This window comes from Rhizobium lusitanum (assembly GCF_014189535.1).
Classification (GTDB): Bacteria; Pseudomonadota; Alphaproteobacteria; order Rhizobiales; family Rhizobiaceae; genus Rhizobium; species Rhizobium lusitanum_C.
In genome coordinates, this window is sequence record NZ_CP050307.1 from 546,945 (window position 1) to 564,899 (window position 17,955).

Below are 17,955 nucleotides of genomic sequence, written 5' to 3' on the forward strand. Positions count from 1 at the left end.
TCAAAGTTGCTTCAAAGAGGGATGAACAGGCCTATGAGCCGGTCTTGGCCTTGGCCCGATTGATTGCATCGAGCGCGTCGATGACCTTTTGCGGCGCCGTCTGGACGGTGACGGATGCGGGATCGGCACAGAAGGTTTCCGCCGTTTCATAGGCAACCTTCTCAGCGTCCTTCACCGACTGCGGGACATCGACGACCCAGGTGATCAGGACGAAAGTCGTGTGCGCCTGCTCGACCTTCGGGCAGTACGCTTCCAGCTTCTCCTGGACGGTGGCGTTGACATCGTCGACCTTGCTGGTGACGCAGCTGGAAAGCGTCAGGGCCAGCATCGAGGCGGCGGCGGTAACGAGGATCATGCGGCGCATAGCGGTTCCTTCAGGCTTCGTTCTTGGAGAGAGTGCCGTTCACGGCCATAAGCACGCGGCCACCGACCGGTTCTTCGCCAGTGAGCGGCCAACGGATGTCGTCGAGCCGCCCCTTATCGACGCGGGTGATGGAAACGCTGTTGGACTGATTGCCCCCGAGGACGTGATAGGCGGTGCTATCTTCGCCGACGTAGAGGCCGACATGACCGCCGCCATCACGATGGAAGGTCAGGATCGCGCCGCGTGCCGGGGTCTTGACGGACTTGCCGAAGTCGGACCAGTTGAGCGCGCCGAGCGGATTGGCGGGCAGTCGTTCCGACGGCAGGCTGGCGCTGATGCAATGACCGATGAAGAGGCCACACCAGGGCGTGTCGTCGTTGGTGTAGAAGGTGGCGATCCAGCCGCCGAGCGCCTTGGCCCAACCGATAATGGTGCTGTTGGACTTCGCGCCCGCGATCTCCTTCAGGCCCATGAAACGGCGGGCCTCACGCATCCAAGTCGGTTCAGCGGGGGCGGTCGGTGCGGCTGGGGAAACGGAAGAGGTTCCCGACTGGCGCAGAGCGGCGACGGTCTCAGGGGTGGCGGTGCCGGTCGCCTTGATGCCATTGGCTTGCTGGAAAGCGGAAACTGCGATGCTGATATCGCGTGCGGTCGCCTGTTTAGCGGTGCCGGAATAAAAACCGCGCGCCGTCAAGCGCGCCACCAGCCATTCGTCGAAAGTCATTTTCTGCCCCAAGTCCAAGTGCAACTATCTGCGAGGACCTTGGGGGATTGGCGGCAATAATACTTCTCACAAGCGTATTGTAAGTCCGCTCAAAGCTTGCTGAAAAATGAGAGCTGCCGCTGGTCTTTCGGCTTTAGCCACTTGCGCACCGTCACATCGGTGACGTGCAGTTCCCGCGCTATGGCGAGGGTCTTCCAGCCTTTGGCCGATAAACGGTTCGCGATCCATTCACGATTGATCGGCACGCGGAAGATATGACCGGGACCGAGCGCCTTGGCAAGAGCCGCGACATGTTCGGCGCTCATGAACTCGATAAGTTGCGATCGATCTTGCGGCCGTCCCGCCAGATATAGAGGCGCTCCACCGAACCGCAGAAAGAACCTGATGGCCAGATCTTCGCCGAGGGCATGAACATAGGGCTGAAGATGTGCGGGAACCTTGACGTCCGTCATCCAGCACCGCCCTTCGTCGGCCAACGTGCCTTCAGCGTCGTCACGACAACGCCGTCCTCGATGATGAACTTCACCTTCTCGATCACCACGCCGGCAGCGCCGAGCCTTACACCGGTCTCGCAACGAGCCGCGATGTGCCGGCGCACTGCCTCGATATCGAGACCATGGGCGCGCTCCAGGTAGCGCAGGATCGCGTGATCGGAAACAACGATAGGATCAGTCATGAAAGGTCCCGCCGAAGAGCTTGGCTTCCAGCTCGATTGCCTGAAGGGTGATAAGGCGAGCCCGCTCTTCCAGCGCGACCCGCTTATGAGCGTGTGGGCGCAACGTCCTGATGCGGCTCAGGAGCGCCTCGCGATCCTCCCGGAGCTTTTCCAGCTCCGACAGTTCGCGCCAATTTAAGAGCGGGAGCGCCGTCATGGATGAACCACCGCTGCGAGCGGAACATCGTTGCAATGAACCATGCCATCCAGTCGCAAACTACGACGCATGGCACGCACCCGACGTTTCGCATCACGGCGCGACCAGGCCCAAAGCTCGATGCTCCATTCCTTGTCGGCATAGCGATAGGAATAGACAAAGAGCTTCATCTCACGGCCATTGTGATCGATTAGCAGCGGCTGCGGGCGTTGGACGCCGAGGAGAGGATAAACGTTATCCACGGGCGGCTCCCTTCCCGGAAGCGCGAGGCTCGACTGGATAGTCATCCTCCCATCCTCGCCATTCGGCTTTCGCGGCCCGCTCCCGCATATGAACGAGTTCGCCGTGCCACTTGGCGAGAAGCGTTTCCTCGGACCGGCCGGCATAACGCTTCATGGCTTCGACCAGGACCGCTTCCATCAGCATGGCCTGTCGCGGGCTATCAACGCTAATCATGCCCATGACACGCCCCCATTGATCCTTCGGTTGGCCGTAGACGGGAACGCGCGTCATGCCGGGCCTGCCTTTCTGGCAGCGCGGACGCGGGCACCAAAGCCGTTCATGACCGCCTGCCAATCACGCGGCTTCAGATCGGCAAGCCAGACGAACTTGATCTTGAGAAGCTTGGCGACCTCCTCATCGAAACCCTTGCGGACGATCAGGCCGGCGTCCGGATGCAAGATCTTCCACTGTGCCCAGGCGACCTTGGCCGGATCGCTGCCAAGCCACTCCTGGCCGTTGGTGTTTCCGAATCCGACGCGGCCCTCGCGCGTGAGCCAGCCTTTCAGCCCCTCGATCGCGGCTTTGGCATCGGCGTGCGCCCGCAGGAACCGCGTGTCCGGAATGCCGGTCTGATCCTCGATCCAGGCGATCATGGCGCGATCGTCGCGGTTGCGGATAATCCCGAGGTTATAGCCGGCGATCCAGAGCGCCCGCAGCTTGCCGAGATACGGGCCGGTCAGCTCGCGGCGTCCGTCGTTGCGGCTCTTCTTCGGGCCGCGACGAAAGCCCTCTTTCTCGAATACGGTGATGACCTGGCGCATCTGCGCTTCCGTCATCTTCCGCAGCGAGGTTTCGCCGGTGATGTTCTTCAGCTTGGCTCGGTAGGTCTCTTCGTCGAGACCGAGCGTTGTCTTGGCGATATTGATGATGGCGGTCGAAGAGGTCATTTCTCGTCTCCCAAATACGGCAGCTGCAGCAGCGGTGCCGGCAGCGCCAGAGGCTTAGTCTTGGTGGTTGGAGTTTTCTGGGTGGCCGGCTTGACCGATGTCTGCTCGCGTGAGACTTCGTCGAGCTGGCGAAGGATCGAAGAGATCGCCCAAGGGTCTTTCACCGAAATCTCGATCTTGATGAGAGTTTCGACACCCTTTGTTGTGCTCTTCGAAGACGAGGAGAAGGCTTTGAGTTGGGCTTCGTCGGGCGTCCAGTAAATGCCTGTCATGCTGCACCTCGCGGCGTGCTTGCAGCGCGCTGGGCATTGTGGTGGTAATTGCGCGAACCACTTTGGGAAGAAGGGCTGAGCGCAGCATGTCTGAGCGCATTCGGAAAGCGATTTTGGGAGCGGCTGGCGTGATCGCTTTTGCTGCCGTCGCCTCGGTAGCGATAATCGGGAAGCCGCAACCGCCGACCAACTGGAGTGATCTCGGTGATCGTTGGGCGAACTTCGTTTACAATTATCAGACCCTGATCACCGGCATTATAGCCGTCGGAGCGGCTTATCTTACTATCAGGCAAATGCAGGAGAGCGACCGCCGGGAGGACGCTCGACAAAAGCGCCAGTTGCAGAGCGATCGTTGGCGAGAAAAAATCGCGGCGGAGCGGTTCGTGGAACGTCTCAGGCCGCGACTGTGGGCGTTGAAGGTTTCTTCTCGGGATATCCAATCCAGGATGGAATACGACGCCTTTGTCCACGCTAACGGCGGCCAACATCTGAAAACAGGCTGGACGGTAGCTCGGAGGAACAATTTCCTGCAGCTGCTCTTCGAGGTAAAAAAGCTGCGAGAGATTATATCCGACAAAACCAGCGCGGAAATGGACTTCTTGCCCCATCAGGCCGAGGAAAGTATCGAACAGCTTCGTGATATCCTGGATCATGCGAAGGCAATCACCGAGGTGAAAAAGTCGTGGGGCAATTACATCGAGGGCGAACATCCGCCGCTGACGTATGACGGAGAAGCCGCCGCCATCATGGTCTCGGTGATCGGTCAAGCGGAAACTGTCTTGGCCGTGCTGGACAAGTGGTACGTGCAATTCCTTGACGACTTGGGGGAAGTACCGCATTGACGCACCTCACGCCGTTACGCTTGGAGGGGTCATTTCCGTCGGCGCAATCTCGAAATCTTCGCCGGCCGATTTGATGGTGACGCCCGCCGCCAAGCGGGCCTTGTCAGGGTCCGCGAGCATGGCCTCCTTGTTCAGCTCTTCCTTGGTGCGGACGAAGTCTTTGAAACCAAGCTTTTTGAACGCCTCGATAATGGTCTCCATGCCGCGCACAGTGACGCTGGCAGGCCGCGACCGCCATTTGATCTGACCGGTACCGAAGTCATGGAACTTGACCTTGCCGTCATTGGTAAGCGAATTCCGGTTCGCCTCGCACCACGTCTGAACGCCGCGCTCATGCTCTGCCAACTCTGTTGCTAAATCGGCGGTGTCACGCTCAAGCTTCTCTCCAGCAACCCGAACGGCTTCTTCCGCCGTCGCCTGATTCTGCGCGATCATCCGGCGCAGCGTACCAATGCGGCCGACTGACCACACGGCGTCTTCGCGAGACTGCGGCACGCGGGAGATGGCTTTCGATTTCGTCTTTGCCTTAGCGGCCATGTTCAGATCCTTTCAAAGGTGGTTTGAAGAGTTTTCAGGGAGGCTTCGAGCGCCTTGCGGGCCGGGCGCTCGTTGATGGTCATTTGGGCTGAGTTCAACGCCTTGAGCTTGGTGACCACGGTGGCTGCGGCAGCAAGTGCTGCGTCAGTTCTCACGGTGCCGAGGGCGAGATTCGCCAGCCGGTCCTCAAGCGTCGAGCGCTCCCGATGCCAAAGATCCGTTTGGGTATTCAGGATATCCTGGTGGCGCTCCAGTTCGGTCTCTGCCTGGGCAAGCATCGCGTTGGCGTGATCCAGTTCGGTCACGTAATGCAGGACGCCCATACACAATGCTCGGATGGCCTCCAGCGATGGCATAAAGTCCCGGAACTTCGCTTCCAGGAAGGCTTCGGCGGTTTCGAGCGGATCGATGTCGTGGAAGCGAACGGCAGTGCGGTCGGCTTTGTCCGACGCCTCGCCCAGGACGGTGATGACCTCGACGAGCTGCATATAGTTCGCAGCTATCTGCGGATCGCTGCCGAGGGCCTCCTCGATCCTGCGCACACCATGAATTATCGTGGTGTGATCACGCCCGCCCATGAAGCGCCCGATCTCCGGAAACGAACGCTCAGTGAGCCTTCTCGCCAGGGTCCAGGACATATGGCGCGGCAGAACGACGCCATCTCCCTTGCGACGGGAATTCAGATCGCGCACCGTGACACCATAGGACTTGGCCACGGTCTCGCTGATGAGCCTGCAGGTGATCGTCATGCCGCGTTACCCCCGGTCGGACGATGATCCGGAGCGCGGCCTGGAAAGGCGACGACGTTGCTGCCGATCGGCAACTCGTCGATGTCGAGCACCTTGCCGTCGCGGGCCGCGCGGTCATTCCACTCGCGACGAGAGATCTCGGCTTCGAGCTTGCGGGCGATCTCGGTGAACCGGTCGAAGCGCTTGATGAAGCCCTCCAGTTCCTCGTCGTTCAGGAAGATGCCGCCGTGACGAAACTCGGCCAAGCGGTTGCGGGTGGCGATCAACTGATCGGACAAATATTCCAGGTCACGCATGATTGCGGCCCTCCAGATAAGGCTTGATGGAGATGATGTTGGTGTCGGTCGGGATATCGGCCGGATCGGCGCCCAGGGCGCGCAATGCGAGCAGCCTGTATTCGATCTCGTAGAGCTGAAGCATGGTGATCAGCGCCGAGACGCCGTCGGCATCGAGGACAGTGCCGCTATCCCGGTAAGGCTCAAGCCGGACGCACATCAGGCGCAGGGTCTCAAGAACCATGATGCACCTCCCGCCCCATATCGAAGCCGAAGATGGTGACCGGTGCTGAGACCAGGTGTCCGTCGAGCGCGACATGCGGCCGGCCGGTGAGAAGCTCGATCCGCTCCTCCATGTTCCGCGCCTCCAGCTCGAAGGCGCGGAAGGTCAGCAGGAGGCCGGCAACACTGTCCGGGACGGCTCCGACCTTCACGCGTTCACGCAATTCACGAATAGCATCAGAGAGCATCGTCAACCTCGCTTCTGTTGGTGGAAATTCGGCTATGCGGGCAGCCTGAACGGCATGCCGTGTACATCCGGACCCGGTGCGACGATGCCGTGCCGAACGGCTTCTTCTGCCAGGACTGGCATACGTCGCGGGCCATCTCGCCCATGATCGGGCAGATGATGGTTTCGGCCATGAGCGCGCCACGAACCATCTGTTCGACACGCGTCAGGTCGCCGTTCTGATACTTGTTGCTGAGCACCTGGCTGATCACCGGGCCGGAATAGCCGAGGTCCTTCGCAACTGCCGACTGACTGGATCGGTTGCAGGCTTCGGCCAGGGCGACGATCCATTCAGGAGTATCGTCGCCCCAGGCGATCTTCACTTTGGCAATGTGGTCGACGGCCGCGCGGCCGGGGATAGGTCCACGGTTCATACGCGTTCCTCCTCGGCAATGCTTTCGCCGACCACTTCATGCCGGTTCTGGTCGAACACGACCTTCGTGCGCAGGACCATCGGCGGCAGCGGGCCGGTGTTCATACCGGGAGACAGGCGCCATATGGCCAGCTTGTGCCGATTGCCCGGTGCCAACTGGATCAGATAGCCGGCGCTCGCCAGCGTGGTGATGTAGTTGAGCGCCGTTCCCTTGACGATCTTCAGTTCATCGGTTGATCCCCAGGCGACGATATCCTGGGCGGTGAAACCAGAGCGGCTGACAGGCGAGCGCATGGTATTCCACATGGCTTGCAGTCTGCTCGCCCCGGCAACGATCGTGCCGTCACGCCGCACTTTCGGCGTGGTGCGCTGCTTGATCTGGACCTTCCAGCGAATGGGCGACATAAGTGGCACACGCTCAATGAAGCCCGCCTTCTCCAGCCGCCGGACGAAATCTTTGACATCCTCTTTCCAGGTATTCGAGCCGCCAAAGATATCGGCGATGCTGAAGGAATCATCCGCGACGGCGTGATCCATCATGACCGACCAGAAATGATCCGAACCGCGAATGACGGGCTTGCCCTTCTTGGCAGTGAGCTTAAGGACGAGCGGCATCAGGCTGCCTCCCGCCTGGAGGGCAGCTTGCCACCTGAGAAATGGCCGCTGTACTGAGATGCTGAGATCTCATCCAGTCCGCGAAAGGTCGCGAAGCCGGCAATGTCGTGCAGGCTGTTGCCGATGCGGCGGACGCGGCCGTCGCCCTTGGCTCGCACCATCTCCAGCAGATCGTCGTTTATGCGCAGGCCGGGATAGAATGTGCGTGCAAGCGTGCGCGTGTCGTCTAGATCGCAGGGCTGGGCATAGTCCATCACCAGCACGAGGTCGCGAAAGCGGTCGACATTGTCCAGCTTCCGGGGGAACAGCTCTTCACCGATCAAGAGCACCGGAACGTTGGACTTCTTGGCGATCATGCGGACAAGCTCGATCATGTTCTTGTCGACCAGCTTGTCCGCCTCGTCGATGAGCAACGGCCGATGCGGATCTCGCGCCAGAATGGCGATGATCTCGTCTTCCAGGTCGGACAGCGTGCCGGTCGGCTTGTGCTGGCCAAGCTCGCTCAGGATCGACGACAGCAACTTCTTACGCGTCCAGGTGTCGGACACCTCGACATAGGCTGCATCCGTCTTGTTCTGCGCATAGAGCGCGGCGACCGACTTGCCGTAGCCGGAAAAGCCGGCGAACACACCAAGGTTCGGCTGCAGCGGATGGCGGTTCTGTAGGGACCGGACAAGGGTCAGGCAAGCGGCGACGTTCTTGATCGGCGCGGCTTCACCGTTGTTGACAGTTCTAGGATTTGCAGTCATTTTGCCCTCATAAGTTCATTGAAATGCAGGGCTCCGGTGCAACGGAGCCTTTCTTTTTCCGGCTCAGAGCATTCGCAACGCGTTCTCCAGGCCAAAATCCTTCATGCAATCCATGGCCGTCCGGTACTGAGGCGTGCTCTTGAACCGGGCGAGCTGGATGGCGGTTTCGTCGTCGATCACAGCACCGGCAGCGATCTGGTCGTCGATCGCGAGCGCCCATTTGACGCGGCGCGCGGTCTCGCTAAGACCGGCGTCGGGATCGAGGTGAACGACCTTGGCGCTGACGCGCTGCGCGCTCTCGCGAACGATCGCCTCGTGAAGCTTGGCGGCCTGATCGTTCAGCGGCTTGGGTGTGGATGAGTTCTGCGGGATCGTCATGGCATCGATGGCGGCGGCGATCGCGGGTGTCGTGTGCTGCTCTTCGCGCTTCGGCAGCTGGATGACGTTGTCCTTCGCGGCTTCGCGCTCTGCGGCCTTCTTCTTGGCAAGCCGTATGGTACGCTCGATGCCGGAAGGGCCTCTCTTCAGCTCGCGGATATCCGCCTTGATCTCGCGCTCCTTCTCGCGGATGAGTTCGGCGGCAAGTTCCTTCTGAGCCTTGACGAATGTCTGCGGATTGATGCCCGCCCGTTCCGGGCAGATCGCCACATCGAGATACCGGCCATCATCGGCGGAAAAGGCATACAGGCGCCCCATGTCGATCGGATCGAGGCGGCAAAAAACGTCCGTACCGACCATGACCGAGCCGATAAGATACTGCGCGTTGTCGTGTTTGATGCCTTGCTTGCCAACCGTGCGAATGCCGTTCTTTCCGGCGACCGGCATCAACAGAGCGTCGAGTGCGCGTTCATCGACGCGGCGGATCGGTGTCATGGAGGCCGCCACGACTTGCTCCGGTGACCGGCCGTTCAGCGCGCTATGCACGCGCGTGGCATAGACGTACTCCACCCAATCGTCGATGTGACGCTGCAGCTGCTCGGCGGTGAGCGAGACTTCGAACAGGTCATTTTCGTCCGCGCCCAGGCGTTGCGCAAAGCTCTTGCGTCCTTCGATCGCCTTGCGGTCGGCGACATTGTGGCCGATGTAGCCGGGCAACTGCGGGCATACCTCATGCTGAAAGGTTTTGATGACGCGCTCGACATGGCCCTTCTGTTCTGGGCTGTAGGCGTCGGAAACGTCTGCCTCGGTATCGAGATTGCTGAACAGCCGCTTCGTGGCGATGGCAACGAAATCCGAGCCGTTGTCCGTCTTGATGACGCGGGCCACGCCCCATTTGAGGATGGACTTGCGGATCAGCAGGCCAACGGACGAGGCGCGCGGTGTCTTCGATAGGGTGATGATCAGCCGGCGCGTGGCAATGTCGATGCAGGCATACATCGAATAGCGACCATCAACGCAGAGCGCATCGACCGGCGAAGCATCGATCATCCAGAGCGCATTCGGCTCGTCGATATAACGATAGGTGCCTGTGCCCGACAGCTTCATCGTCGAGCGGAACTTGTCGGGGTCCGTAATCTTGGTCAGAACGACGTTTTCAGAGGCCTTTAAAGCCTTGATGAAATGCTGGAAGGTGCGCGGTGGTGGCAGCGGTTTCAGCTCGCCATTGCGGTCCGTCAGTTCCGCGCCGAAATGATCTTCGCAGTAGCCGCGTATGATATCGGCGGAAAGATGCGGACTTCTGGCAATCCATGCGAGGACGAAGGCCCGCACCGCGCCGTTATTGGCGGTTTCCAACAATCCGGTACCGGCGCGTGCTTTACTGCGATCGACGCCAAGAGCATCGGCGGTACCGCTTCGCTTTGCCGACAGCCACCGCAACAGCGTCCGCCTGGAGGTCGCCGGAATGACCGACTTCACCCACTCGTCGACACGAATGGAACCCATCTGGTAGCGGTCGCAAAATACCTGAATGCAGGCCTGCTGATTGAGCTTCAAGCCGCGAGAGAACAGCTCATAGGCGGAAAGGACAGCCAAGCGGGCATCCCGTTCCTTCGTTTCGCGGTCGGTGAGTTCAGCCTTGCCCTTGAGGCGGACATCCAGTTCGGGGACGTCATCCCCGACGACCTTATACTTCTGAAAATAGGCGATCTGCGCCAGCGAAGGCAGCAGGCGAAAATGGTATTCCAATCCGCCACCGAGACCGCTCCGTCGACGGGCGAAGGTCGGGTGCTGGTCCCAGTTTTCCCTCTTGGCGAGACGGATAACGGAACTCTCGGCGGTTGGCAGATGTGGCAGCCGTTCCTCGGCAATTTCGCGTGCGGTCAGCCAATCCTTCATTTGCGGCCGTCCTTCCGCTGGTCGCTGCGGGAGGACGGTCCCCAAATGATGACGCCGATCGCCAAGCCCGCGAAGAAGGCAAAGCCCGTCGCCATGATCATCAGGAGAAGAAGCTGCAATAAGGTCGACACTATCTCTGTGGAAATCATCTTTTTGTCCTCCATTCGAGGTCGGCCGCCTGTTCTTCGCGATCGAGCAAGGCGCGGAGTTCGCGTGCCCGTTCGCGGCGCAGCAGCGCCTCATATTTTTTGGGGATCACGATCATGCCGGCCTCTTCGAGCAGGACATTCAAAGCCCTCACATCGCCGGTGATTGCCACGAGGGCGGCAAGGCGGATGGCGGGGATCGAATGCTGCTCGCGCGCCTGGCTCGCATATGCGTCCAGCATCGCCTTGGAGACCGAGGCCTTCGTGATATCGGACATGGCAGACGCGATCGCATCGCGCGTCATGCCGCTTTCTTCCATCGTAAGAGCGACGGCCTTCGACAGCCGGCCCGCGAGAGACCACGCCTTGACCTCGTCGGCGTCGAAACGCTCGACGACAGGCTGCGGCTCGTAGTCCCGGAACAGGTCGGCGGTGAAGGTGTCGCGCTTGCGGGTCATTTCTGTTTCCGCTTCGCCTGCCAGCGCACGATCGCCGGCTCATTGAGATCGAAGAAGCGATCCTGCTCGGCCTCGACAAGGCGGGAAAACTTGCCCGCGAACTTCTCCCAGGCGGCAACGATATCGCGGGGCCGCTGGTCGAGGATCGCCATGGCGTCTTCGACACTGGCTGCCTTGTTGCCGAGGATCAGATCGATGATCGCGGCCTGCCGCTCTGAGCCCTGCGCCGCGAGCGCCATCAACTCCGCCTGGTTTTCGGCCAAGGGATGAAAGGTGATGCGCTCACGCTGCAGAGAGGTGATGGAGGCGATCTTCAGGGCACGAAAGACGCCGGCACGGGACACGCCGAGGAATGTCTGCGCCGCTTCCGAGAAGCTGGCGGCAAACTGACCGCTGGCCTCCTGTAAATCGGTATCAGATGAATTGAGTATCAAGTTGAGACTCAATTCGACCCGCTCGGCTCCGGCTGGTTTCCGACCCGGTTTGATGCCTGGATGAGCGGCACGGTAGATGCCGCACCAGTCGGCGATCGCGGCGCTCTTTTCCAGCACGGTGAGGTCGCGGCGCGCCATGTTCTCGACGATGGAGCTGAGACGGATGGTCGCCTCGGATGAGAACTCTTCGGCACGCTTCACGATCGCCGGGATCTTGGCCCGGTTCAGATATTGGTAGGCGTCGACGCGCAAGGCACCGAAGGCCAGCCGATAGAGGCCGTCAGGCTCGACGACAACTTCGATCGCCTGCTTCAGGCCGAAGATATCGACGTTCTCGGCGAAGGCCTGGACGGTCGCACGTTCATGCTTGCGATGGTCGGCCGAGCGGCGGATCTTGCTGATCTCGACGAGCTGACGCCCATCGGAGTCAAACTCGTTGTCAGCGATGACGGAGCGATTTGACTTGACTGTCATGCGACGCTCCGCACGCGGTCAGCGGCAGACGACGTTTTTGCACTTCCGTTGCAACTCTTGTTGCTGCTACTCTTCCCTTCGTCATGACGGCCACGCGTGTAGCTGTCGGGGAACATTTCGCGAAAGGGGACTTGGCAGGCGCGAGCAATCGCCTCTGCTCCTGCTCTGCTTGCGCCGATGATCCCCTGCCTGCACGCACTGTCGTAAAGGCCGGCGTCGCGTGCGATGCCGGTAAGGGTGAGGCCGCGCTTGGCAAGCTCCGCCCTGATTTCTATCCGATCCCACTTTTTGGTGGCGGTCATGATTGCTCCCTGCTGATCGACCTCTTCCGAAGGTCGGTTGGTGTGGGGGTAGGTGTTCAAACAGTTGTTGCAACTAATGTCGCATAAATTCGCGAACTAGACAATGAGTATTCGCGAATATCCACGGTCAGAGTTACATGATGCGCAAAATGCTGCGAGCAGCTCGCAATATTTAACGATATCAATGAGATGAGATTTGGCCGATGTGACAAACCAAACTCTGACCATGGGTCAGAGTTAAAGGGCTTGTGAATGGAAAGTGACGCTTCGAGCTTCGCTAAACGCCTTCGCGACGCGATTGGCGAATCGGTTAATGCATTCGCGAAAAGATGCGAGATCCCTGAAGCCACGATGCGTGGCTATGTAAACGGAAAGTTTCCGCCATCTGACGTGGCATTGAAAATAGCTGATACGGCTAATGTTAACCTGGAATGGCTAATCTCAGGTCGTGGCCCGCAAGGCAAAGCTCCAACAGAGCCAAGCATTAGTGGGCGTTCGATTGATATTCGTGGCCGTATTATGGATGATTTTGCTTTTATTCAGCGCCTGGACGTGCAGGCTTCCGCCGGAAGTGGCGCTATAACGATCAACGAGGACGCCGTTGAGCTTCTTGCCTTTCAATCCGACTGGCTGAAATCCCGCCATATTAACCCGACTTCTGCCAGAGTTTTGACGGCCAAGGGCGATTCGATGGAGCCGACAATCCGCGATGGCGATATCCTGCTCGTCGATACGTCGATCACCAGCGTGCGTGACAACGCCATCTATATCGTCGTCTACGGTGGCCATGTCCTTGTAAAACGGGTCAATTTGCGCCGGAACGGCTCGCTTGTGCTGATCTCTGACAACGATCGGCATGCGCCGGAAGAAGTGCCGGAGAGCGAGGTGCTCGACCTCCATATTGCCGGGCGCGTAATGTGGTTTGGTCGGTCAATATAATTGCTTCGCCGGTCTTAAACGGGGCGCGCTTTTGCCATTTGATCTTGCGCGCCCTCTGCGGGCAACTAATCCCGCCCGGTCCTCGGAACGCCCTGTAAATAAAGGCTTATCCCGTTCCTTCTCGGTAAATCCCACTTAATCCCGGTCTGTGCCATCTGTTATTGCGGGTTACAGGTCCGCGTGGAGTGTTCCGGGCGGACCGTTTTTGTTTGCCTCTCGCGCATTGCTTCGCCGCGCTTCCGCCTGATATTACAGTCGCGATTTCATCGTATGATTTATTGTCGACTTTCAGGAGGAGCCGTCATGACAGAACTCGCGCAATCCCTCGCGTCTATTCGTATTCCCGATCTCGCCGGCAAGCGGGTGTTGATCACAGGCGCCTCGACCGGCATCGGCGCGGCTCTCGCCCGCGCTTTTGCGCAGCAGGGCATGAAGGTCGGCATCCACTTCAACGCCAGCCGCGAGCCGGCCGAAAAGCTTGCCTTGGAGATCACCGCAGCGGGCGGGCAGGTGCATCTCGTTCAGGGCGATGTGTCACAGGATGGCGAGACCGAGCGTGTCGTCAACGAGACGGCGGAGGCTTTCGGCGGGCTCGATGGCCTGATCAACAATGCCGGCGGGATGCTCGGCCGCGTTCCGACCTCCGAGATGACCGACGCACATTACGAGCGGGTGATGAACCTCAACGCTCGCTCGGTGCTGGCTGCAACTCGCGCAGCACACCCGCATCTCAGGAAACAGGGCGGCTTCATCATCAACACCACCTCGATCGCCGCTCGCAACGGCGGCGGCAATGGTGCGATCCTCTATGCAGCCTCCAAGGGCTTCGTCTCGACCATTACCCATGGCCACGCCAAGGAATTCGTCGCCGACAAAATCCGCGTCAATGCCGTGGCGCCGGGTGTCATCGCGACACCGTTCCATGAGCGCTATACCAATGACGAGCAGATGGAATTGCAGCGTAAGTCTATCCCGATGGGCTTCGTCGGCACCTCGGAAGATTGCGTCGGCGCCTACCTCTTCCTCGCTTCGCCGACCCTTTCCGGCTATATCACTGGCCAGATCATCGAGGTGAACGGTGGCCAGCTAATGCCCTGAAACGCTGGTCGACAATCGACCTTTCTCGCCGGGCAATGCAACTCTATGCCCGGCGCGATCGTTTCAAGGTCAGGTCAACTTGACGATGGAGCGCATGCGGCATGGCAAATCCTTCTCAGGTTATTGCAAAGACCTCCGTGCAACTGACGCATCCGGAGCGGATCTACTGGCCCGACGACGGCGTCAGCAAACAGGATCTTGTCAACTACTATGCGCTTGCCTGGGCGCGCATGGCTCCCTTCATCGTCGACCGGCCTCTGGCGCTGCTGCGCTGCCCTGATGGTATCAAGGGTCCGCGTTTCTTCCAGAAGCATGCCTGGAAAGGCATCAATCCGCATATCGAGGAAATCGCCGATCCCGAGGACAAGGACGGTGAAAAACTGTTGCGGATCAGGGGTTTCGACGGACTTGCCGCGCTCGTTCAATCCGCCACACTGGAAGTCCATCCCTGGGGCACGACGACGGCTTATTGGGAAAAGCCCGATATGATCATCATGGACCTTGACCCCGGCGATGACGTCGCCTGGAGTGCGGTCATTGCAGGTGCGCAGGAGATAAAGGCGCGGTTTGCGGAGATGGGGCTTGCTTCCTTCGCCAAGACGTCGGGCGGCAAGGGATTGCATGTCGTGGCACCCCTCAAACCGAAGGCAACGTGGCCGGAGGTCAAGGCCGCAGCCGAAGCGATGGCGCACGGCATGAGCGCCGACAGCCAGGAAAAATATCTCTCGGTCGCCGCGAAAGCGAAACGAACCGGCCACATTTTCATCGACTATCTGCGCAACGGCCGTGGGAATACCGCCGTCGCGCCTTATTCGACACGCGCGAGACCGGGTGCAGCAGTTTCGATGCCGCTTGCCTGGGAGGAGTTGACCGGGAAGATTGGCCCGGCGTCCTTCACCGTCAAGAATGCGGTTTCGCGACTGGACGAGCGCTCGGCCGATCCGTGGGCTGATTTCTTCGAAGCCGCGAACCCTCTAAACGGCTAGCCTTTATCGAACGAATGGCACCAGCGCTGGCGTCGTGGCCTTGTAGTCCACATAGGCTTGACCGAACGTCTCACTCATCCAGCGTTCCTCGGTGCCGACGCGGCGCAGGACGGCGTAGAGCATGAAGGCGATCGCCAGCAAGGCAGCGATATCGCCACGCGCAAGCGCTGAGCCGATGATGGCAAGCAGCAGGCCGGTATAAATCGGATGACGGACGATGGCGTAGGGGCCGGTGCGGATCAGCGCGTGATCCTCCTTGACCGTAATCACGCCGCTCCAGTTGCGGCCGAGATGATAGCGCGCCCAGACGGCAAAGCCGAGGCCCGCGACGGTCAGCACCGCGCCGATGCCGTAGTAGATCAGATTTTGCGGAACCAGCTGGAACGACAAGGGACCGAGCCTGGATGGGGGCGCCAGCAGCAGAATGGCGCATATCCAGATCGGGGCGGTATTCGAAAACCGCGATACTGGATCCTCCCTCCGCGTCGTTTTCTTGACGCCAAACGATGCGACGATCCAGATCAGTCCCCAGATGCCCCAGCAGGTCGGAAAGAATACTGCCAGCAACCTTGCTTCGCTCATGCCACGCTCCTGTCCAGCTCGGGATAATGCCGGAAGATCCCACTTTCGTTGAAGGGAATGCGGCGCTCGGATGTGAGGTAGCGGGCGATGTTCGGGAGTTTCGCTACGGTCTCACGCAAAGCCGCCAGATGCGGATACTCGTCGGTCAGATGAGCCGTCGCGCGTGGGAAGGCATAGCGTAGACCTTCGAACACCTGGAACAATGACAGATCGACATAGGTCAGCCGGTTGCCGAATATGTGCATCGGGCCTTTCGGATTCTGCTCTAGGACGCGCTCGAAATAACCGAGGAATTTCGGCATGCGATTGTCGAGAAACTCGTCGGCGCGGGCCTTGGCCTCTTCTTTTTGCTCCTCGTAATATCGCGAGGTTGCGATCGGATGGTGCGTGTCGTGCACCTCGGCGACCAGATCGGTGATCGTCAGTTGCAGGCCGTTGACCAAATGGCGTTCGCCCTCATTCTCCGGCGCGAGGCGGAGTTTCGGACCGAGATACATCAGGATGTTGGCGACATGCGAGATGAGGAGATCGCCATCCTTCAGAAAGGGTGGGGCAAGGGGTATATGTGCCTGCGACTTGCTCTCCATCACGGCAAACATCGCCCGTACACCTTGGCCCTCGCTCGTCGGACCACGGGTGACGTCGATATAGTCTGCGCCAGCTTCCTCAAGCGCCAGCCGTACGAATTCGCCACGGCCCTGGATGCCGTCCCAGTAATAAAGCGCGTAGGGCATTTAAAGCTCCTCCCGTTCCTGGCATCAGCTTAGCATCGACATGGCCGAACGGAAGGGGCTGGACCTGCGACCATTTCTTCTCTGCTCCGACCGCATGGCTGCTTTCCGCAAATGCCAGGCTTATTGGTGAGCCTGTTGCTCATTGCGCTTGCGGGTCGCGGCCGCCTTCTTCGCGGATGCCGAACGCTCGGCAGCGGAGCGGTTCGCGGAGGCTTTTCCGCCGATCAGGCCGCCTTTCTCGGACGATGCATGGTTTTCAGGATGGCCCCGGCCCGAACCGGATTTCTTGCCGCCGCCGCTTTCCTTGTTGACGGTCGCCCAGGCGCGGCGTTCGGCCTCATCCTCGGAAACGCCACGGCTTTCGTAGCTTTCCTCGATGTGTTCGGCCTTGCGCTTCTGCTTGTCGGTGTAAGCGGATTTGTCTCCTCTTGGCATGGTCTTTCTCCTCTTTGCAGATGAGGAGACGAACCCGTCGCCATGGAAAAAGTTCCGATCTTAGTGGGGCGCTGGTGATTGCTTCGGCACATCCGGAAGCGGCCGGTGATCGGCTACGCGCCTTACCTTGCCCGATGCGGGAAACATGATGCCGACGGATCGGTCGATGATGAGGATCACCACAAGCGTTGCCAGAAGATAGAGGGTTGCGAGAATGAGGAGTGATGTCATGGCATCACATCAGTGCAGCCATGACATGGCGCCCGGCCGCAACAGTGATCGGAACAGACATGCTCCATGTAATCCAAACACCTATCATTCATGGTGAAGCTCCCTCTTCACCTGATAGCATCGATGTATGACATCTGTTTGTGCCCGGCAGGCAACTGGACGAAATTGCTACGAATTTCAATGGTCGGGAGCGTCAAGAAAACGGCCCGGTGCTTAATGCCGGGCCGCTCACTTCATTGACTGATCATCAAAAGCAAAACCCGCTTCAAACCTTCGCTTCAACGATTTTTTTCGATGCCCGTTTTGGTGCGGTCTTGGCGACGACGTCACTGGTCGTTGCTGCCACGGTAGCCTTCACCTTAGGTGTTGTCTTGGGTTTGACGTCGATCTTCGCCTTGGGCTTGGCGGTGCTCTTTTTGTCCTTGCCTGTGCTTTTCTCTAGAGCGATGCGCTCCTGGCTTGCCTGCTCCCAGTGAACCTCATCACGGCCGGAAGGGTAACCCTCGGCCTCCCATATGGCGTAGGCACGTTTCTCGATCCATTCATCCCGCGATTCCAACATTGCCGATCTCCATTCGCATCATTGAACATTGGTTGATGAAAAATACCCGTTCTTGAAACGCGGGCTTGCATGCCTCCCCCGAGCATCCGAGACACTGGCTCTGATGAGCCATGGAGAAATTCCATAAGTCTCGACTCTCGAACCACGGCGGGCGCTCCGCACCAGCAATAAGATGTCCCGCAATGGACGGTAGCGAAGCGGCCGAACCATCAATATGACGACAGCGCGACCATCGTTCAATGAAAAAT

31 protein-coding genes are annotated in these 17,955 nt (G+C 59.6%); 4 read left to right on the forward strand and 27 right to left on the reverse strand.

The features are described 5' to 3' along the window. Window positions 1-31: 31 nt before the first annotated feature. From HB780_RS05485 to HB780_RS05525, 9 genes are all read right to left on the reverse strand, one after another. Complete coding sequence (locus HB780_RS05485) at window positions 32-364, reverse strand: hypothetical protein (RefSeq protein ID WP_183689031.1); 333 nt, start codon at window positions 362-364, stop codon at window positions 32-34. Window positions 365-374: 10 nt separating this feature from the next. After that, complete coding sequence (locus tag HB780_RS05490; RefSeq protein WP_183689032.1) at window positions 375-1,088, reverse strand: NlpC/P60 family protein; 714 nt, start codon at window positions 1,086-1,088, stop codon at window positions 375-377. Window positions 1,089-1,177: 89 nt separating this feature from the next. Continuing rightward, complete coding sequence (locus HB780_RS05495) at window positions 1,178-1,540, reverse strand: helix-turn-helix domain-containing protein (protein ID WP_183689033.1); 363 nt, start codon at window positions 1,538-1,540, stop codon at window positions 1,178-1,180. Beyond that, window positions 1,537-1,764, reverse strand: a complete 228-nt coding sequence (locus tag HB780_RS05500) for a hypothetical protein (protein WP_183689034.1) — start codon at window positions 1,762-1,764, stop codon at window positions 1,537-1,539. Before HB780_RS05500 ends, HB780_RS05495 begins: the two co-directional genes overlap by 4 nt. Continuing rightward, the gene (locus HB780_RS05505) at window positions 1,757-1,960 is read right to left on the reverse strand and encodes a hypothetical protein (protein ID WP_183689035.1); all 204 of its coding nucleotides are present in this window, start codon (window positions 1,958-1,960) and stop codon (window positions 1,757-1,759) included. The genes HB780_RS05500 and HB780_RS05505 overlap by 8 nt, the downstream gene beginning before the upstream one ends. Next, a complete protein-coding gene (locus HB780_RS05510) occupies window positions 1,957-2,202 on the reverse strand; it encodes a hypothetical protein (RefSeq protein WP_183689036.1) in 246 nt (81 codons plus the stop codon). Before HB780_RS05510 ends, HB780_RS05505 begins: the two co-directional genes overlap by 4 nt. Beyond that, window positions 2,195-2,473, reverse strand: a complete 279-nt coding sequence (locus tag HB780_RS05515; protein WP_183689037.1) for a hypothetical protein — start codon at window positions 2,471-2,473, stop codon at window positions 2,195-2,197. The genes HB780_RS05510 and HB780_RS05515 overlap by 8 nt, the downstream gene beginning before the upstream one ends. Continuing rightward, window positions 2,470-3,129: a regulatory protein GemA gene (locus tag HB780_RS05520; RefSeq protein ID WP_183689038.1), complete on the reverse strand. Its 660-nt coding sequence runs from the start codon at window positions 3,127-3,129 to the stop codon at window positions 2,470-2,472. The genes HB780_RS05515 and HB780_RS05520 overlap by 4 nt, the downstream gene beginning before the upstream one ends. Beyond that, window positions 3,126-3,401: a hypothetical protein gene (locus tag HB780_RS05525; RefSeq protein ID WP_183689039.1), complete on the reverse strand. Its 276-nt coding sequence runs from the start codon at window positions 3,399-3,401 to the stop codon at window positions 3,126-3,128. The genes HB780_RS05520 and HB780_RS05525 overlap by 4 nt, the downstream gene beginning before the upstream one ends. Window positions 3,402-3,487: 86 nt before the next feature. On the opposite strand from HB780_RS05525, the gene HB780_RS05530 reads away from it, so the two are divergent. Further along, window positions 3,488-4,243 carry a hypothetical protein gene (locus tag HB780_RS05530; RefSeq protein ID WP_183689040.1) on the forward strand — a complete coding sequence of 252 codons (756 nt, stop codon included), beginning with the start codon at window positions 3,488-3,490 and terminating at the stop codon, window positions 4,241-4,243. 6 nt (window positions 4,244-4,249) lie between these two features. On the opposite strand, the gene HB780_RS05535 is transcribed toward HB780_RS05530, so the two are convergent. The 13 genes from HB780_RS05535 to HB780_RS05595 all read right to left on the reverse strand — a co-directional run bounded on the left by HB780_RS05535 (window position 4,250) and on the right by HB780_RS05595 (window position 12,140). Then, on the reverse strand, window positions 4,250-4,780 hold the full coding sequence (locus HB780_RS05535) for a host-nuclease inhibitor Gam family protein (protein ID WP_183689041.1): 531 nt from the start codon (window positions 4,778-4,780) through the stop codon (window positions 4,250-4,252). Between the two features lie 2 nt (window positions 4,781-4,782). After that, complete coding sequence (locus HB780_RS05540; RefSeq protein WP_183689042.1) at window positions 4,783-5,529, reverse strand: helix-turn-helix domain-containing protein; 747 nt, start codon at window positions 5,527-5,529, stop codon at window positions 4,783-4,785. Then, a complete protein-coding gene (locus HB780_RS05545; RefSeq protein WP_183689043.1) occupies window positions 5,526-5,825 on the reverse strand; it encodes a hypothetical protein in 300 nt (99 codons plus the stop codon). The genes HB780_RS05540 and HB780_RS05545 overlap by 4 nt, the downstream gene beginning before the upstream one ends. Further along, window positions 5,818-6,048: a hypothetical protein gene (locus HB780_RS05550; RefSeq protein ID WP_183689044.1), complete on the reverse strand. Its 231-nt coding sequence runs from the start codon at window positions 6,046-6,048 to the stop codon at window positions 5,818-5,820. The genes HB780_RS05545 and HB780_RS05550 overlap by 8 nt, the downstream gene beginning before the upstream one ends. After that, window positions 6,038-6,274 (reverse strand): hypothetical protein, encoded by a 237-nt coding sequence (locus tag HB780_RS05555; RefSeq protein ID WP_183689045.1) that lies wholly within the window; start codon window positions 6,272-6,274, stop codon window positions 6,038-6,040. The genes HB780_RS05550 and HB780_RS05555 overlap by 11 nt, the downstream gene beginning before the upstream one ends. Continuing rightward, window positions 6,264-6,686, reverse strand: coding sequence for a transcriptional regulator (locus HB780_RS05560; RefSeq protein WP_183689046.1), 423 nt, complete (start codon window positions 6,684-6,686; stop codon window positions 6,264-6,266). Before HB780_RS05560 ends, HB780_RS05555 begins: the two co-directional genes overlap by 11 nt. After that, complete coding sequence (locus HB780_RS05565; RefSeq protein WP_183689047.1) at window positions 6,683-7,300, reverse strand: hypothetical protein; 618 nt, start codon at window positions 7,298-7,300, stop codon at window positions 6,683-6,685. Before HB780_RS05565 ends, HB780_RS05560 begins: the two co-directional genes overlap by 4 nt. Beyond that, window positions 7,300-8,049: an AAA family ATPase gene (locus HB780_RS05570; protein ID WP_183689048.1), complete on the reverse strand. Its 750-nt coding sequence runs from the start codon at window positions 8,047-8,049 to the stop codon at window positions 7,300-7,302. Before HB780_RS05570 ends, HB780_RS05565 begins: the two co-directional genes overlap by 1 nt. Window positions 8,050-8,112: 63 nt before the next feature. Continuing rightward, entirely contained in the window at window positions 8,113-10,326 is a 2,214-nt protein-coding gene (locus tag HB780_RS05575; RefSeq protein ID WP_183689049.1) for a Mu transposase C-terminal domain-containing protein, read from the reverse strand. Beyond that, window positions 10,323-10,475: a hypothetical protein gene (locus HB780_RS05580; protein ID WP_183689050.1), complete on the reverse strand. Its 153-nt coding sequence runs from the start codon at window positions 10,473-10,475 to the stop codon at window positions 10,323-10,325. The genes HB780_RS05575 and HB780_RS05580 overlap by 4 nt, the downstream gene beginning before the upstream one ends. Continuing rightward, a complete protein-coding gene (locus HB780_RS05585) occupies window positions 10,472-10,930 on the reverse strand; it encodes a hypothetical protein (protein ID WP_183689051.1) in 459 nt (152 codons plus the stop codon). Before HB780_RS05585 ends, HB780_RS05580 begins: the two co-directional genes overlap by 4 nt. Then, the gene (locus tag HB780_RS05590) at window positions 10,927-11,838 is read right to left on the reverse strand and encodes a ParB/RepB/Spo0J family partition protein (protein ID WP_183689052.1); all 912 of its coding nucleotides are present in this window, start codon (window positions 11,836-11,838) and stop codon (window positions 10,927-10,929) included. The genes HB780_RS05585 and HB780_RS05590 overlap by 4 nt, the downstream gene beginning before the upstream one ends. Beyond that, window positions 11,835-12,140, reverse strand: a complete 306-nt coding sequence (locus tag HB780_RS05595) for a helix-turn-helix domain-containing protein (protein ID WP_183689053.1) — start codon at window positions 12,138-12,140, stop codon at window positions 11,835-11,837. Before HB780_RS05595 ends, HB780_RS05590 begins: the two co-directional genes overlap by 4 nt. Window positions 12,141-12,392: 252 nt before the next feature. Between HB780_RS05595 and HB780_RS05600 the strand changes: the two genes are divergently transcribed. The 3 genes from HB780_RS05600 to ligD all read left to right on the forward strand — a co-directional run bounded on the left by HB780_RS05600 (window position 12,393) and on the right by ligD (window position 15,163). Continuing rightward, on the forward strand, window positions 12,393-13,079 hold the full coding sequence (locus HB780_RS05600; RefSeq protein ID WP_183689054.1) for a LexA family transcriptional regulator: 687 nt from the start codon (window positions 12,393-12,395) through the stop codon (window positions 13,077-13,079). A gap of 303 nt (window positions 13,080-13,382) precedes the next feature. Continuing rightward, window positions 13,383-14,177: an SDR family NAD(P)-dependent oxidoreductase gene (locus tag HB780_RS05605; protein ID WP_183689055.1), complete on the forward strand. Its 795-nt coding sequence runs from the start codon at window positions 13,383-13,385 to the stop codon at window positions 14,175-14,177. 101 nt (window positions 14,178-14,278) lie between these two features. Next, window positions 14,279-15,163 carry a non-homologous end-joining DNA ligase gene (ligD, locus tag HB780_RS05610; protein ID WP_183689056.1) on the forward strand — a complete coding sequence of 295 codons (885 nt, stop codon included), beginning with the start codon at window positions 14,279-14,281 and terminating at the stop codon, window positions 15,161-15,163. A 3-nt stretch (window positions 15,164-15,166) separates the two neighbouring features. Here ligD and HB780_RS05615 read toward each other — a convergent pair whose 3' ends face one another. From HB780_RS05615 to HB780_RS05640, 5 genes are all read right to left on the reverse strand, one after another. Beyond that, the gene (locus HB780_RS05615; protein WP_183689057.1) at window positions 15,167-15,745 is read right to left on the reverse strand and encodes a methyltransferase family protein; all 579 of its coding nucleotides are present in this window, start codon (window positions 15,743-15,745) and stop codon (window positions 15,167-15,169) included. After that, window positions 15,742-16,479, reverse strand: coding sequence for a glutathione S-transferase (locus HB780_RS05620; protein ID WP_183689058.1), 738 nt, complete (start codon window positions 16,477-16,479; stop codon window positions 15,742-15,744). Before HB780_RS05620 ends, HB780_RS05615 begins: the two co-directional genes overlap by 4 nt. 120 nt (window positions 16,480-16,599) lie before the next feature. Further along, complete coding sequence (locus HB780_RS05630) at window positions 16,600-16,914, reverse strand: plasmid stabilization protein (RefSeq protein ID WP_183689059.1); 315 nt, start codon at window positions 16,912-16,914, stop codon at window positions 16,600-16,602. Window positions 16,915-16,974: 60 nt separating this feature from the next. Continuing rightward, window positions 16,975-17,145 carry a hypothetical protein gene (locus tag HB780_RS05635; protein ID WP_183689060.1) on the reverse strand — a complete coding sequence of 57 codons (171 nt, stop codon included), beginning with the start codon at window positions 17,143-17,145 and terminating at the stop codon, window positions 16,975-16,977. A 265-nt stretch (window positions 17,146-17,410) separates the two neighbouring features. Then, window positions 17,411-17,707: a DUF2934 domain-containing protein gene (locus tag HB780_RS05640; RefSeq protein ID WP_183689061.1), complete on the reverse strand. Its 297-nt coding sequence runs from the start codon at window positions 17,705-17,707 to the stop codon at window positions 17,411-17,413. Between the last annotated feature and the right edge of the window lie 248 nt (window positions 17,708-17,955).

What these genes read in the sequence shown, in the direction of transcription:
- HB780_RS05485 (WP_183689031.1), bottom strand. Translation starts at nt 364, where the DNA reads ATGCGCCGCATGATCCTCGTTACCGCCGCCGCCTCGATGCTGGCCCTG.
- HB780_RS05490 (WP_183689032.1), bottom strand. Translation starts at nt 1,088, where the DNA reads ATGACTTTCGACGAATGGCTGGTGGCGCGCTTGACGGCGCGCGGTTTT.
- HB780_RS05495 (WP_183689033.1), bottom strand. Translation starts at nt 1,540, where the DNA reads ATGACGGACGTCAAGGTTCCCGCACATCTTCAGCCCTATGTTCATGCC.
- HB780_RS05500 (WP_183689034.1), bottom strand. Translation starts at nt 1,764, where the DNA reads ATGACTGATCCTATCGTTGTTTCCGATCACGCGATCCTGCGCTACCTG.
- HB780_RS05505 (WP_183689035.1), bottom strand. Translation starts at nt 1,960, where the DNA reads ATGACGGCGCTCCCGCTCTTAAATTGGCGCGAACTGTCGGAGCTGGAA.
- HB780_RS05515 (WP_183689037.1), bottom strand. Translation starts at nt 2,473, where the DNA reads ATGACGCGCGTTCCCGTCTACGGCCAACCGAAGGATCAATGGGGGCGT.
- HB780_RS05520 (WP_183689038.1), bottom strand. Translation starts at nt 3,129, where the DNA reads ATGACCTCTTCGACCGCCATCATCAATATCGCCAAGACAACGCTCGGT.
- HB780_RS05525 (WP_183689039.1), bottom strand. Translation starts at nt 3,401, where the DNA reads ATGACAGGCATTTACTGGACGCCCGACGAAGCCCAACTCAAAGCCTTC.
- HB780_RS05530 (WP_183689040.1), top strand. Translation starts at nt 3,488, where the DNA reads ATGTCTGAGCGCATTCGGAAAGCGATTTTGGGAGCGGCTGGCGTGATC.
- HB780_RS05535 (WP_183689041.1), bottom strand. Translation starts at nt 4,780, where the DNA reads ATGGCCGCTAAGGCAAAGACGAAATCGAAAGCCATCTCCCGCGTGCCG.
- HB780_RS05540 (WP_183689042.1), bottom strand. Translation starts at nt 5,529, where the DNA reads ATGACGATCACCTGCAGGCTCATCAGCGAGACCGTGGCCAAGTCCTAT.
- HB780_RS05545 (WP_183689043.1), bottom strand. Translation starts at nt 5,825, where the DNA reads ATGCGTGACCTGGAATATTTGTCCGATCAGTTGATCGCCACCCGCAAC.
- HB780_RS05550 (WP_183689044.1), bottom strand. Translation starts at nt 6,048, where the DNA reads ATGGTTCTTGAGACCCTGCGCCTGATGTGCGTCCGGCTTGAGCCTTAC.
- HB780_RS05555 (WP_183689045.1), bottom strand. Translation starts at nt 6,274, where the DNA reads ATGCTCTCTGATGCTATTCGTGAATTGCGTGAACGCGTGAAGGTCGGA.
- HB780_RS05560 (WP_183689046.1), bottom strand. Translation starts at nt 6,686, where the DNA reads ATGAACCGTGGACCTATCCCCGGCCGCGCGGCCGTCGACCACATTGCC.
- HB780_RS05565 (WP_183689047.1), bottom strand. Translation starts at nt 7,300, where the DNA reads ATGCCGCTCGTCCTTAAGCTCACTGCCAAGAAGGGCAAGCCCGTCATT.
- HB780_RS05570 (WP_183689048.1), bottom strand. Translation starts at nt 8,049, where the DNA reads ATGACTGCAAATCCTAGAACTGTCAACAACGGTGAAGCCGCGCCGATC.
- HB780_RS05575 (WP_183689049.1), bottom strand. Translation starts at nt 10,326, where the DNA reads ATGAAGGATTGGCTGACCGCACGCGAAATTGCCGAGGAACGGCTGCCA.
- HB780_RS05580 (WP_183689050.1), bottom strand. Translation starts at nt 10,475, where the DNA reads ATGATTTCCACAGAGATAGTGTCGACCTTATTGCAGCTTCTTCTCCTG.
- HB780_RS05585 (WP_183689051.1), bottom strand. Translation starts at nt 10,930, where the DNA reads ATGACCCGCAAGCGCGACACCTTCACCGCCGACCTGTTCCGGGACTAC.
- HB780_RS05590 (WP_183689052.1), bottom strand. Translation starts at nt 11,838, where the DNA reads ATGACAGTCAAGTCAAATCGCTCCGTCATCGCTGACAACGAGTTTGAC.
- HB780_RS05595 (WP_183689053.1), bottom strand. Translation starts at nt 12,140, where the DNA reads ATGACCGCCACCAAAAAGTGGGATCGGATAGAAATCAGGGCGGAGCTT.
- HB780_RS05600 (WP_183689054.1), top strand. Translation starts at nt 12,393, where the DNA reads ATGGAAAGTGACGCTTCGAGCTTCGCTAAACGCCTTCGCGACGCGATT.
- HB780_RS05605 (WP_183689055.1), top strand. Translation starts at nt 13,383, where the DNA reads ATGACAGAACTCGCGCAATCCCTCGCGTCTATTCGTATTCCCGATCTC.
- ligD (WP_183689056.1), top strand. Translation starts at nt 14,279, where the DNA reads ATGGCAAATCCTTCTCAGGTTATTGCAAAGACCTCCGTGCAACTGACG.
- HB780_RS05615 (WP_183689057.1), bottom strand. Translation starts at nt 15,745, where the DNA reads ATGAGCGAAGCAAGGTTGCTGGCAGTATTCTTTCCGACCTGCTGGGGC.
- HB780_RS05620 (WP_183689058.1), bottom strand. Translation starts at nt 16,479, where the DNA reads ATGCCCTACGCGCTTTATTACTGGGACGGCATCCAGGGCCGTGGCGAA.
- HB780_RS05630 (WP_183689059.1), bottom strand. Translation starts at nt 16,914, where the DNA reads ATGCCAAGAGGAGACAAATCCGCTTACACCGACAAGCAGAAGCGCAAG.
- HB780_RS05635 (WP_183689060.1), bottom strand. Translation starts at nt 17,145, where the DNA reads ATGACATCACTCCTCATTCTCGCAACCCTCTATCTTCTGGCAACGCTT.
- HB780_RS05640 (WP_183689061.1), bottom strand. Translation starts at nt 17,707, where the DNA reads ATGTTGGAATCGCGGGATGAATGGATCGAGAAACGTGCCTACGCCATA.